The sequence below is a fragment of the Pengzhenrongella sp. genome (assembly GCF_036565025.1).
Lineage (GTDB): Bacteria > Actinomycetota > Actinomycetes > Actinomycetales > Cellulomonadaceae > Pengzhenrongella.
This window is the reverse complement of record NZ_DATCNW010000170.1, coordinates 1-13,303: the sequence shown is the minus strand read 5'-3', so window position 1 is coordinate 13,303 and position 13,303 is coordinate 1. Positions and strand designations below refer to the sequence as shown.

The 13,303-nt window shown below is 70.0% G+C and carries 10 protein-coding genes; 8 read left to right on the top strand and 2 right to left on the bottom strand.

The genetic code is table 11. The annotated features are described in order from the left end of the window. Positions 1-1,168: aldehyde dehydrogenase family protein (locus VIM26_RS09785; protein WP_331950602.1), on the bottom strand; the 1,168-nt coding region annotated here is incomplete at its 3' end. Between the two features lie 112 nt (positions 1,169-1,280). On the opposite strand from VIM26_RS09785, the gene VIM26_RS09780 reads away from it, so the two are divergent. The 6 genes from VIM26_RS09780 (at position 1,281) to VIM26_RS09755 (ending at position 9,701) form a co-directional block, all read left to right on the top strand. Beyond that, entirely contained in the window at positions 1,281-2,087 is an 807-nt protein-coding gene (locus tag VIM26_RS09780) for a thymidylate synthase (protein WP_331950600.1), read from the top strand. A gap of 64 nt (positions 2,088-2,151) precedes the next feature. Beyond that, complete coding sequence (locus tag VIM26_RS09775) at positions 2,152-2,673, top strand: dihydrofolate reductase (protein ID WP_331950598.1); 522 nt, start codon at positions 2,152-2,154, stop codon at positions 2,671-2,673. After that, positions 2,670-4,154 carry an amidase gene (locus VIM26_RS09770; RefSeq protein ID WP_331950596.1) on the top strand — a complete coding sequence of 495 codons (1,485 nt, stop codon included), beginning with the start codon at positions 2,670-2,672 and terminating at the stop codon, positions 4,152-4,154. Before VIM26_RS09775 ends, VIM26_RS09770 begins: the two co-directional genes overlap by 4 nt. Before the next feature lie 96 nt (positions 4,155-4,250). Further along, positions 4,251-4,997, top strand: coding sequence for a hypothetical protein (locus tag VIM26_RS09765; protein WP_331950594.1), 747 nt, complete (start codon positions 4,251-4,253; stop codon positions 4,995-4,997). 103 nt (positions 4,998-5,100) lie between these two features. Further along, positions 5,101-6,042, top strand: coding sequence for an SIR2 family protein (locus tag VIM26_RS09760; protein WP_331950592.1), 942 nt, complete (start codon positions 5,101-5,103; stop codon positions 6,040-6,042). Next, positions 6,039-9,701 (top strand): hypothetical protein, encoded by a 3,663-nt coding sequence (locus VIM26_RS09755; RefSeq protein ID WP_331950590.1) that lies wholly within the window; start codon positions 6,039-6,041, stop codon positions 9,699-9,701. Before VIM26_RS09760 ends, VIM26_RS09755 begins: the two co-directional genes overlap by 4 nt. Before the next feature lie 47 nt (positions 9,702-9,748). Here VIM26_RS09755 and VIM26_RS09750 read toward each other — a convergent pair whose 3' ends face one another. Continuing rightward, positions 9,749-10,477, bottom strand: coding sequence for a glycerophosphodiester phosphodiesterase (locus tag VIM26_RS09750; RefSeq protein WP_331950588.1), 729 nt, complete (start codon positions 10,475-10,477; stop codon positions 9,749-9,751). A 209-nt stretch (positions 10,478-10,686) separates the two neighbouring features. Between VIM26_RS09750 and dapA the strand changes: the two genes are divergently transcribed. Both dapA and VIM26_RS09740 read left to right on the top strand, forming a co-directional pair. Further along, on the top strand, positions 10,687-11,607 hold the full coding sequence (dapA, locus tag VIM26_RS09745) for a 4-hydroxy-tetrahydrodipicolinate synthase (RefSeq protein WP_331950586.1): 921 nt from the start codon (positions 10,687-10,689) through the stop codon (positions 11,605-11,607). Between the two features lie 5 nt (positions 11,608-11,612). Continuing rightward, positions 11,613-13,301: a ribonuclease J gene (locus tag VIM26_RS09740; RefSeq protein ID WP_331950584.1), complete on the top strand. Its 1,689-nt coding sequence runs from the start codon at positions 11,613-11,615 to the stop codon at positions 13,299-13,301. Positions 13,302-13,303 lie beyond the last annotated feature (2 nt).

The window sequence follows — 13,303 nt, the reverse complement described above, 5'->3', positions numbered from 1 at the left end:
CCTCCGGGTCGACCCCGGTGAGCACGGTGGGCGGGTAGAAGAAGCCGGCACCGGTGGGCCGGTCCCCGCCGATCGTTACGCGCGCGCCGCCGTCGAGCGCCTCGGCGACGACCTGCTCGACCCGGTCCACGGCCGCCTTCTCGATCAGCGGGCCGACCGTCGTGCCCTGTGCAGCCCCGTTCCCGACGACGAGCTTGTCGAACGCCGCCGTCAGCCCCGCGGCGAACTCCTTCGCGACCGACTCGTGCACCAGGAACCGGTTCGCCGCGACGCAGGTCTGGCCGGCGTTGCGCATCTTGGCCGCCATTGCCCCGGTCACCGCCGCGGGGATGTCGGCGTCCTCGAACACCAGGAACGGCGCGTTGCCGCCGAGCTCCATCGAGGTGCGCAGCACCCCCTGCGCCGCGCCGCGCAGCAGCACCCGGCCCACCTCGGTGGACCCGGTGAACGAGAGCTTGCGCAGGCGCGGGTCGGCGAGCAGCGGTTCGACCAACCGGCTCGAGGAGGACGTCGGCACCACGTTGATGATGCCGGTCGGCAGCCCCCGCTCGGCCAGCTCGGCGCGCACGACCTCCGCGAACAGGGCCGTCGTCAGCGGGGTGAGCCCGGCCGGCTTGATGACCACGGTGCATCCGGCGGCGAGCGCGGGCGCGACCTTGCGGGTGATCATCGCGATCGGGAAGTTCCACGGCGTGATCAGCAGGGCCGGCCCGACCGGGCGGCGCAGCACGAGCTGGCGGTTGGCGCCCGACGGTGCGGTGCGGGTCAGGCCGCCGATCCGGACCGCCTGCTCGGAGTACCAGCGCACGTAGTCCGCCCCGTAGGCGACCTCGGCGCGGGACTCCGCGAGCGGCTTGCCGCCCTCGGCCGTGATGAGTGCCGCGAAGTCGTCGGTGCGGGCGATGACGGTCTCGAACACCGAACGCAGCAGCTCGGCGCGTTCCCGCGGGGCGACCGCGCGCCAGGCGGGCAGCGCCTCGTCGGCCGCGGCGAGCGCGTCCAGACCGTCCTGCGGCGTCGCGTCGGAGACGTCGAAGAGGGTCTGGCCGGTGGCCGGATCGCCGACCGGGAATGTGCCGCCGCCGGTCGCGGGGCGCCAGGCCCCGCCGATCAGCAGGCCGGTCGGCAGGTGGGCGGCCACGGTGGGCGGGAGGGTCGGCGTCGACATAGGGGCAGTATCGCGCGCTCCGGCGTGCCCCGCACGGGCGGGGCGGCCCCGGGTGCGAGCGACCCTCGTGGCCTGCCCCGCACAGGGGGGCGGCGACCTTAGGATGGCCCGCATGACTCGACCTGTGCGCACCCAGTACGAGGATCTCCTGCGGCTCGTGCTCGAGTCCGGCACCCCCAAGGGCGACCGCACCGGCACCGGCACGCGCAGCGTCTTCGGTCACCAGATGCGTTTCGACCTCGCCGAGGGTTTCCCGCTCGTGACCACCAAGCGCGTGCACCTCAAGTCGATCGTGTACGAGCTGCTGTGGTTCCTGCGAGGGGACTCCAACGTCGCCTTCCTGCGCGAGAACGGCGTGAAGATCTGGGACGAGTGGGCCGCGCCGGACGGTGACCTCGGCCCGGTCTACGGCGTCCAGTGGCGCTCGTGGCCCACGCCCGACGGCGGTCACATCGACCAGATCACCCAGGTGCTCGAGACCCTGCGCACTGACCCGGACTCGCGCCGGATGATCGTCTCGGCCTGGAACGTCGCGGAGATCCCGAAGATGGCCCTCGCGCCGTGCCACGCGTTCTTCCAGTTCTACGTCGCCGACGGCAAGCTGTCCTGCCAGCTGTACCAGCGCAGCGCGGACCTGTTCCTCGGGGTCCCGTTCAACCTCGCGAGCTACGCCCTGCTCACGCACATGGTCGCGGCGCAGGCTGGTCTCGAGGTCGGCGACTTCGTGTGGACCGGCGGCGACTGCCACATCTATGACAACCATGTCGAGCAGGTCCGCGAGCAGGTCTCCCGCGAGCCGTACCCGTCCCCGACCCTGCATCTGCGCCCGAAGCCCTCGATCTTCGACTACACGTTCGACGACGTCGAGGTGCGCGACTACCAGCACCACCCCACGATCAAGGCCCCGATCGCCGTATGAGGTGCACCCGTCGCTCGTCGTGGCAGTTCGACGCCCGAGTCGGGTCCCGTAGGACTGGAGCAGCGTGCGTTTCGGGCTGATCTGGGCGCAGGCCCGGGCGGGGGACGGCGGGCTCGGCGTGATCGGGCGCGACGGCGGCATGCCGTGGCACCTGCCGGAGGACCTCGCGCACTTCCGAGCCCTCACCACGGGCAAGCCGGTGATCATGGGCCGCGCGACCTGGGAGTCGATCCCGCCGCGGTTCCGGCCGCTGCCCGGGCGGACGAACATCGTGCTGACCCGGGGGAGCGGTGCGGCGTTCGAGGGTGCTCACGTCGTCCGGGATCTCGATGCGGCCCTCGCGCTCGCGGGTGACCGCGAGGCGTGGGTCATCGGTGGCGCCCAGCTGTATGTGGCGACCATCGCGCTCGCGGACCGGCTCGAGGTGACCGAGATCGACACGGTCCTGGACGGCGACGCGCGCGCGCCCGGCCTCGACCCGTCCTGGCGGCGGGTCGCGGTCGAGCCCGCGGAGGTCGGATCCACGCCTGTGTGGCACGAGTCCGCGACCGGGCTGCGCTACCGGTTCGTCACCTACGAGCGATGACGGCCGGGGGCGGGACGCCGGAGCGGTTCCCGGACCCGGACCCGGACGCGTCCGCGCCCGGGTCCGCCGCCCGGCCCGACGACGACCTCGTGTCGCTGTCCGCGACCGACCTGGTCGAGGCCTACCGGTCCGGCACCCTGTCGCCGGTCGAGGTCACCGCGGCGGTGCTCACGCGGATCGACGCCCTGCAGCCAGTGCTCAACTGCTTCTACCGGCTCGACGCTCCCGGCGCCCGCGCGGCCGCGCGTGCCAGCGAGGCCCGGTGGCGTGCGGGGGAGCCGGCCGGCCCGATCGACGGCGTGCCGTTCACGGTGAAGGAGAACATCGCCGTCGCCGGCCTGCCGCGGCCGTCGGGCAGCGCGGCCTTCGCGGACGCACCGCCCGAGCCGTGCGACGGCCCGGCGACCGCGCGCAGCCGCGAGGCCGGCGGGGTGCTGCTCGGCACGACGGTCATGCCGGACCTCGGGATGCTCTCCTCGGGGGTCTCGAGCCTGCACGGCCTGACCCGCAGCCCGTGGAACCCCGCGTGGAGCGTCGGTGGCTCCAGCGCGGGGGCGGGCGCTGCGGCCGCCGCGCGCCTCGGACCCCTGCACGTGGGGTCCGACATCGGGGGCTCCCTGCGGTTGCCCGCCGCGTGGGGCGCCCTGGTCACGCTCAAGGCGAGTCACGGCCGTGTCCCGGTGGACCCGCCCTACATGGGCCGCGTCGCCGGCCCGATCGCCCGCACCACCGACGACGTCGCGCTGCACCTGAGCGTGCTGGCCCGCCCCGACGCCCGCGACTACACCGCGCTCGGCCCCGGGTACCCGGTCGACTGGACCGACCTCGGCTACCCCGCGGGCGGACCCGCGGGGCTGCGCGTCGGGTTCCATCTGACCGCCGGCGCCGGCGCGGCGACCGACCCGGAGGTCGCGGGCGCGGTGCGGGCCGCGGCCGGGCTGTTCGCCGGCGCGGGCGCCGACGTCGAGGAGATCGACCCGTTCTGCACCCCGCGCATGCTGGCCGACCTCGACCTGTTCCTGCGCGCGCGCTCCTGGGCGGACGTCGCGGCACTGGGGCCCGAGCGCCGCGCCGCGGTGCACCCGTTCGTCCGGGACTGGGTGCGCGCGGCCGCCGAGCTGTCCGGCGCCGCGGTGATTGCGGCGCTCGCCGGCATCGGGGTCCTGCGCCGGGCCACCGTCGCGGCGACCGCGCGGTTCGACCTCGTGCTCTCGCCGGTCGCCCCGATGGCGACGTTCCCGGCGCACTGGCCGATGCCGTCGAATGACCCCGCGACGTCGCTGGACCACTGTGCGTACACCGCGCCGTACAACTTCTCCGAGCAGCCGGCGTCGTCCGTCAACGCAGGCTTCACCTCCGACGGGCGAGCCATCGGGCTGCAGATCGCGGGCCGGCGCTTCGACGACCTGGGGGTGCTGCGCGCGACGCGCTGGTTCGAGGGCACGCGGCCGAACTCGGCTACGCCGGTCTGGCCGGACTGACGGGCGCGCTCGCCTCGACGTGAGGGTCGTGATCCGTCACTCTGGGAACCAGGCGACGGTCTGGAGGCCGTCTCGTGCGTGCGTAGCGGGGGTGTCATGGACGCATGGGTCGTCCCGGTCGCGACGGCGACTCTCTCAACCGTTGGCGCGTTCGTGAGCGTCTGGTACGGCACCCGGGCTGCTCGGGTCGAGCGCCGCAATTCTGCGGAGGAGTTGGCGATCCGGTTCCGCGAGCCTCTGTTGCAGGCCGTGTTCAACCTCGAGACGCGGGTCTACAACATCGTGAAGCTCGACTTCTTCGGTCGATTCCTTGCCCCCGAGAGCACACCCGGGGAGAAAGAATACGCCGAACTCAATACCCTCTACCTGTTCGCGCAGTACTTCTGCTGGGTGGAGATCATCCGACGTGAGTCACAATTTGTCGACCCGCGCAACATCGAGCGGAACCGCGCAGTGGCGCACACGCTCGAAGCCGTCCGGGACACGCTTGCCGAAAGTGTGCGGATCCCGGATCGCACGTTTCGGCTCTTCCGCGGGGAACAGCGCGCCCTGGGGGAGCTCATGCTCGTTCCGGTCACGGAGACGTCGGGATCGGTCCCCCGCTGGGAGTGTCTCGGCTACGCAGCCTTCGTCGGGTCTCTGGACGAGGCGCACTTCGCGAGGTGGTTCACGCGGCTGCGTGCCGACATCGCCGCACATGTTTCCGATGGTTCCCAACTCCGGCTGTGCTTGGTGCAGGGGTGCCTGATGGACATCGTGGAGGAGCTCGACCCCGAGATGATCCGCATTCCCCAGCAATTCCGGGAGCGCCTGGTCGCAACCGGAGACTCTGGCAAACCCTGACCGACGCCGCTACGCTTTCCGGACAGAGAGTTTGCTCCTTCCCTCCGCAGTGTGCACCTGCCGCACCGAGCGGAGAGCCTTCACGGGGACATGGGGTGGCGTTGTGCCGGATGACCTGGACAATGTTTACAGCCTGATCACGCGGCGCTTGTTGCGAGGCAAGGTAGTGCCTGTCCTGGGCGCCGGGGCAAATCTCTGCGAGCGACCGCTCGATGTTCCGTGGCGGCGTGGTCAGTACCTGCCGAGCGGCCGTGAGTTGGCCCAGGAGCTCGCAAACTACGCCAGCTTCGCAGTACCCGAGGGCTACGACCTGGCGCGGGTCTCGCAGTACGTCTCGGCGATGGAAGGTGAAGCCTCGCTGTACGACGAGCTGCATGACGTTTTCAACGCCGACTACCCACCAACGATCCTCCACCACTTTCTCGCGGCCCTCTCACGTCGCGCCCGCACCGATGCCGCGGGCAAATGCATGCTCATCATCACGACGAACTACGACGACGCGCTCGAACGAGCGTTCGCCGCCATTGACGAGCCGTACGACCTGGTCACGTACATCGCCGAGGGGCGCGATCGCGGGTTGTTCCGACACGTGCCGTACGACGGTGAGCCGACGGTGATCCGGGTACCCAACGAGTATGCCGAGCTCCGTCTCGACCAAAGGTCGGTGATCGCCAAGATCCACGGTGCCGTTGATCGGTTGAGTGGTCACGACAGCTTCGTGATCACCGAGGACCATTACATCGACTACATCACGCGCGCCGACGTCGGTGGCCTCTTCCCGGTCAAGTTGGCGGCCAAGTTGCATGAGAGTCATTTCTTGTTCCTCGGTTACAGCCTGCGGGACTGGAACTTCCGGGTGATGCTCTATCGGCTGTGGGGCGAGCAAGAGGGCATGCACTACAAGCACTGGGCCGTCGAGGCCGCGCCCGATCCCATCGATCGCGCGGCCTGGGAGACGCGCGGTGTCGACATCCTGCAGGCCAGAATCGAGGATTTCGTGGAAGCCGTCAAACAGCGACTCACCGTCGGCACGGTGTCGTCGTGACGAGCGCAACCCTTCCGCCGGCGCGGGCGCCACATCGCCCGCCCGGCGAGGTGCCGGCCTGCCCGTACGTCGGCCTCATGCCATTTGACGAGGCGGACTCGGAGTACTTCTTCGGTCGCGAGCGCGAGCGAGATCTCATCATCGCGAACCTCACGGCCGTGAGGCTGACGTTGTTGTATTCCGCGAGCGGTGTCGGCAAGAGCTCGGTCCTTCGTGCCGGGGTCCTGCCGCTCGCGCACGAGCTCGCTGCCGAGACGTTCGAGGACCTCGGCACGCCTGGTGCGGTGACCGCATACGTAAGCGACTGGAGCGGCGACCCACTGAGGACGGTTGCGTCGGCGGTGCTTGTCGCCGTCGAGACTGCGACCGATGCGGCTTCGCTACCCGATGCGGTCGCCGAGTTCTCGGTCCAATGGTTGCGCGCGACGTTGGAATCGTCCGACATCCTCGCCATCCATCTCATCCTCGACCAGTTCGAGGAGTACTTCCTCTACCACCCCGAGGACGTTGGTGGTGTAGGGCTGATCGGAGAGCTCGGCCAGGTCCTGAGCGCGCGCGACCTCCCGGTGAACGTCCTGTTGTCCATCCGCGAGGACGCGCTCGCGGGCCTGGACCGGTTCAAGGGACGTATCCCTCATCTCTTCGACAACTACCTTCGTCTCGCACCGTTGGACCGAGTCGCCGCCCGAACCGCGATCGAAGGGCCGCTCGCGCACTACAACGATCGCGTTGAGCCGGATGCCCGGGTGCAGGCGGAGCCGGCGCTGATCGACCTGCTGCTCGACCAGGTCCGCCTGGGTTCGGTGATCGTGACTTCCAGCGAGAGCCCGTCGAGTGCCGACCAAGCAGACACGGCATCCGTAACGCCCCAGTATGGGACACCGGACCGTGCGGAAATTGAGACCCCCTACTTGCAGCTCGTCCTTACTCGGCTATGGCACGAGGAGCGCGCGATCGGATCGTCCATCCTTCGTCGGGAGACCTTGGATCGCCTGGGTGGGGCTCAGGCGATCGTGCGAAGTCACCTCGACGAGGTGATGGCCGGGCTCAGCCAGGACCAGCTGGATGTTGCGGCGGGTGTCTTCCACCACCTCGTGACGACGTCAGGGTCGAAGATCGCGTTGACCGCCGACGACCTCGCGGAGTGGTCAGGGGTCGGTCTCCAACCCGTGCGCCAACTGCTGGAGGCCCTCTCGTCCGGCCGCCGTCGCATCCTTCGCCCGGTGCCCCCACCGGTCGGCACCACAGGGCCACCGCGTTACGAGATCTACCACGATGTGATGGGCGCCGCGGTGCTCGACTGGCGGCGGCGCTACGTCGCGCACCTGGAGCGACTCGAGAGCGAGCGCCAGCTGATCGAGGAGCGCGAGGGGGCGCGGGTCGCCGCGGTGCGGACCCGCGCGCGGCTGCACCGGACCCGACTGGTCGTGGCGGGAATGGCTCTGGTTGTCGTCGCGATGGCGTTCCTGACGGTGCTCTCCTACCAGTCGAGTCGCGACGCCGAACAGCGTCGGATGCTCGCCGCGGCCGCCGAACATCTCGATGCTGCGCCCGGGAGGAGCCTCGCCGAGGCGGTGGACGCCTACGGGATCTCGGCCGATGCCGAGGCCCGCCAAGCTGTTCTCACCGCCGCCTCCGCGCCCCGCGGACGGGTGGTGGCCGGTCCGCGACCGGAGGCGGTGGGCATGCTGATCGCCCCGCACGAACACATCGTCACCTTCGACGCGAACGGCGCTGTCACGGTACTTTCCAGCGAAGGCACGATCCTGTCGAAGACTCCGGCGCTCAAACTGAGCGGACGCGTCAGTGCCGGGAGTATCAATGTCGATGCGACCCGACTCGCCGTGGAAACCGATCTTGGCGAGGTCGAGGTCATCGACCTCGTCGGCGGTGACGCCAAGCGAATACGGGGCGTGGGTTCCGCCCCCGTCTTCGCGACGTTCGTCGGGTCGTCCGGTGGTGGCCTGGTCGTGAGCACCTATGACGGCAAAGCGGAAATGTATGACGTAGCTACAGGGAGTCGGCGCTTCGAACTCCCGCACGTGGCCTATGAAGTACTCGCCGTTTCGGGAGGCAGGCGCTTCGTGACGTCGGACGACGACGCGCGGCTTCGTGTCTGGGACGCAGGAACGGGCAAGTTGGTTGAAGAGTCGGGCGAACTGCCCGGGTCGGCTTCCTTCCTGCGCAACTATGGTGATTCGGTGGTCGCGCTCAATGCGGACGACCTGTCGGCGGTCAGCCTCCTCGTGTGGGACTGGAAATCTGGATCGGCACCTCACCAGTATCCCGTTCAGTATCCCGGCGGTGGTAACTTCAACGGGATTCAGGACACGACTCTGGATAACGACCAAGGCACAGTGATGATCAGCGTCGACAAGACGGTGCTCGCTTATAGCCTTTCGGATGGTCGTAGTCTGTGGTCGCTGCCATCGCATGCAGACTGGGTCTACGGCGCCTCGGCAATGCCCAACTCCCGGTGGATTGCGACCGCAGGCGGCGACGGACGCGTCGTCGTGTGGTCGCTCTACACCAGCGGCAGTCCGACGTATCAGCTCCTCGGACACAAGGGGTACGTGGCAAAGGTCGCGTTCATCCGGGATGGAGCGGCAGTCGTGTCTTTGGGGGTCGACGGCACGGTACGGATGTGGGAGCTTCCGAGAGTGAAGCGGCTTGGAGACGCGCACTCGGACTGGGTCCTGCGCCTTGACGCCAGCGGGGACAAACGATGGTTGGTCTCGATGAGTTCCGCCGAGGCCATCGTGATGGGCCGCAACTCGCTCAAGGACGCAGCGACACTGAATAGTTATGACGTGGGCACTGAGCTCGACGCGGTGCTCTTCGATCCCCTCGACCCGCACCGGCTCGTCGTGCTTCCGCGGTACTGGCGCGCCCCGCAGATATGGAGCTGGAAAGCCGATGGCACGACGAAAGCTGGCGTGATGTTCGGGGAGACCCCATCGGTCATAGCCAGTATCGCCATCAGTCCCGATGGCCGGACCGTCGCAGGAGGTGACTGGTCGGGACAGGTTCACCTGTGGGACGCGCACACCGGAAAACTGGAGAAGGATCCGGGGTATGCCTTCGGCGGGTCCGGGATTGAGGACGTCGCGTTCAGCCCGACGGGTCACCACCTCGCGGCTGTTTCCGCCGACGGAGTGCGAATCTGGGATCTGTCCGGCGCCCACGGGCCCATCGACCTCGATACGTCGAAGGTCAGTTGGGCCGTATTCAGTCCGACCGGTGATCGGCTCGCGACAGTAGCCGAGGGCGGCGTCGTGGACCTCTGGGACGCCACCGGTCGACGGCTTGAGCAGATCGCCATGCATGGCGGACGACTCGGTCGTCCAGCGTTCAGTGACGACGGCCGGCTACTCGCGGCTGGCACCGCGGAGGGACTCATCCAGGTCGTGGAGGTAGCGAGCGGTGACACGGTCATGCTCTCGCGCGTCCACGGCGACTCGGTGAACTCCTTGCTGTTCGAGCAGGGAAAGGGCACTGCACTTGTTTCCGCCAGCGACGACTACACGGTTGCTCGGTCCCTCTGCCCGGCTTGCGACCACCCGGACGCGGTCATCCGGGATGCGCAGAAGTGGGTGAGAGACAACCCCGTCAAGCTGGGGGAGGGGTCCGCGCTCTGGTCTCGGCAGAAGGACAGCTGACTCGCTCGAGCCGTCTCGCTTTCGAGTTGACGGGCCTCGCCGCTCACTCAGAAGCGCTCGGGCCCCTCCGACGCGTACGGCCCGCGGGAGTCGACCAGCGCGGTGAGCGCGCCGATCCGGTCGGTCATCACGGCGTCCACGCCCAGGTCGAGGACGAGGGCCAGGTCGGCGTCGTCGTTCGGCGTCCAGCAGCCGACCCGGATCCCGAAGGAGTGCAGCGAGGAGATCATGGCGCGGGACAGCGCGACCCAGGCCGGGTTGTAGTACTGCGGTCGAAGCTCGGCCAGCACCCGCAGGTCCACCGGCGCCAGGCCGACGTCGCCCAAGAAGATCGTCGCCTTCGGCAGCATCCGCCGGATGTCACCGAGCCCCTCGACCTCGCCGCAGAACGCCGTCTGCTCGGCGCCGACCCGCTCCACGAGGCGGGCCGCGGCGGCCCCCGCGGCCGGGTCCTTCTGGTCGATGACCAGCGGGACCTCGGCGCCGATCGACAGCTCGAGCAGCTCGGCGAGCCGCGGCACGCGCCGGCCCGGCTCCCCGAGCGCGGCGATCTCGGGCCAGGACAGGGAACCGACCGGGTGCGGGTCACCCCACAGCCGTTCGAATGTCGCGTCGTGCACCACGACGGGCGTGCCGTCCGCGGCGAGCCGGACGTCCACCTCGACGGCGCGGGTGCCCTGGGCGATGGCGGCCTCGACCGCTTCGACGGTGTTCTCGCGTGCGGTGACCGGGTCGCCCCGGTGCGCGATGGCGAGCGGACGTGCGGTGAGCGGCACGGCGGGACCTCTCGGTCGGGGGCAACTGGTGGGCGTCCACCTCGATGGTCACACCGCCGCGGGCCGCGAACGGAGCTCCCGCGCGGGAGAATGAGGTGTTCACCGGTTGTTCGCCCGGTGGTCGGCGAGTGGCCGTCGACCGGCCGTCCGCCGTCACCGCGGGCTCGGCGCGCCCGGAGCGGCCGCCGACCGGCGTAGGTTAGGGCACCATGCCGTCCGCGCGAATTCCCAGTACCCCCGCCCGCCCATTCGGGGCGGTGCTGACCGCGATGGTGACCCCGATGACCGCCGCGGGCGACGTCGACCTCGACGCCGCCGTCCGCCTCGCCACCCACCTGGTGAACCACGGGCACGACGGGCTCGTCCTGAACGGGACGACGGGCGAGTCACCCACCACGCACGCCCCCGAGAAGGCCGACCTGATCGCCGCCGTCGTCGGCGCGTTGGGGGACCGGACATGGGTTGTCGCCGGCGCCGGGTCGAACGACACCGTGCACGCCGTGCGGATGGCCGAGCAGGCCGCCGAGGCCGGCGCGCACGGGCTGCTCGTGGTGAGCCCGTACTACTCCAAGCCCTCCCAGGAGGGCCTCTACCGGCACGTGGTCGCGGTCGCCGACGCCACGGACCTGCCGGTCATGCTCTACGACGTGCCCGGTCGGACGGCGATCCGCTTCGCGCCCGAGACCCTCGACCGGCTCGCCGGGCACGAGAAGGTCGTCGCGGTCAAGGACGCGACCGGCGACGTCTTCGGCGCGCTGGCGACGATGACCCGCACCGACCTCGCCTTCTACTCCGGCGACGACGCGCTGAACCTCGCGTTCCTCGCGCACGGCGCGGCTGGGATGGTGAGCATGGCCGGGCACCTGGTGGGTGACGAGCTGGCCGCCGTCGTGCGCGCCGTGGATGCCGGGGACCTCGCCAAGGCGCGGGCCACGTTCGTCTCGATCCTGCCCGCGATCGACCTCATCTGCGGGTCCGGGAACGGCGCCGTCCGGTCCAAGGTCGCCCTCGAGCTGCTCGGGATCATCCCCGACCGCACCCTGCGCCTGCCGCAGGTGGCCGCCGACGACGCCGAGGTCGAGGTGGTCCGCGCCGCGATGATCGCCGCCGGCCTGCTCGGCGCGCGCTGACCTCGGTGTTCCACCCGCACCCCGAGCTGGGTCCGCCGCCCGCGCTCGCGGACGGTGCGCTGCGCATCGTCGCGCTCGGCGGTCTCGGCGAGATCGGGCGCAACATGACGGTGCTCGAGTTCGGCGGCCGGCTGCTGGTCATCGACTGCGGCGTGCTCTTCCCCGAGGACAACCAGCCGGGCGTCGACCTGATCCTGCCCGACTTCGACTACCTCGCCCACCGCCTGGACGACATCGAGGCGATCGTGCTCACGCACGGGCACGAGGACCACATCGGGGCGGTGCCGTACCTGCTGCGGCTGCGCGCGGACATCCCGCTGGTCGGCTCCCAGCTCACGCTCGCGTTCGTCGAGGCCAAGCTCAAGGAGCACCGCATCACGCCCCTGAGCATGCTGGTCACGGAGGGCGAGACCGAGCGGCTCGGGCCGTTCGAGTGTGAGTTCGTCGCGGTCAACCACTCGATCCCGGACGCGCTCGCGGTCGCCGTACGCACGCCGGCGGGCGTGATCCTGCACACCGGCGACTTCAAGATGGACCAGCTCCCGCTCGACGGGCGCCTCACCGACCTGCGCGCGTTCGCGCGGCTCGGCGAGGCAGGTGTCGACCTGTTCCTGGTCGACTCCACCAACGCGGAGGTGCCCGGCTTCGTGACCGCGGAGCGGGAGATCGGGCCGGTGCTCTCCTCGGTCTTCGCGGGCACCCAGCAGCGGATCATCGTCGCGTCGTTCTCCTCGCACGTGCACCGCGTGCAGCAGGTGTTCGACGCCGCCGCCGCGCACGGGCGCCGGGTCGCGCTGGTCGGCCGCTCGATGATCCGCAACATGACCATCGCGGCGGACCTCGGCTACCTCACGATCCCGCCCGGCGTGCTGATCGACGTCAAGAAGGTCGACACCCTGCCCGACGACGAGATCGTGCTCATGTGCACCGGCTCGCAGGGTGAGCCGATGGCGGCGCTGTCCCGGATCGCGAACAAGGACCACCACCGGATCCAGGTCGGTCCGGGCGACACCGTGATCCTCGCGTCGTCGCTGATCCCCGGCAACGAGTACGCGGTGTACCGCGTGATCAACGGACTCACCGGGCTGGGCGCGAAGGTCGTGCACGGCGGCAACGCCAAGGTGCACGTGTCCGGGCACGCGTCGGCCGGCGAGCTGCTCTACTGCTACAACATCGTGCGCCCGCGCAACGTGATGCCCGTGCACGGCGAGGTGCGTCACCTGGTGGCGAACGCGGCGCTGGCGGTGCTCACCGGGGTCCCGGCGCAGAACGTGGTGGTCGCCGAGGACGGGCTCGTCGTCGACCTGGCGGACGGGGTGGCGCGGGTCGTGGGCGCCGTGCCGTGCGGGTACGTGTACGTCGACGGGTCGAGCGTCGGGGGAGTGACGGAGGCGGAGCTCAAGGACCGCCGGATCCTCGGCGAGGAGGGGTTCATCTCGATCTTCGCGGTCGTCGACTCCGGCAACGGCAAGGTGCTCGCGGGCCCGCACATCCAGGCGCGCGGTTTCGCCGAGGACGACGCGGTCTTCGAGGACATCCTCCCGCAGGTCACCGAGGCGATCGAGGAGGCCACGGCGGAGGGCGCCGTCGACGCCTACCAGCTCCAGCAGGTCGTGCGCCGCGTCGTCGGCCGCTGGGTCTCCTCCCGCCTCAAGCGCCGCCCCCTGATCATCCCCGTCATCGTGGCCGCCTGACC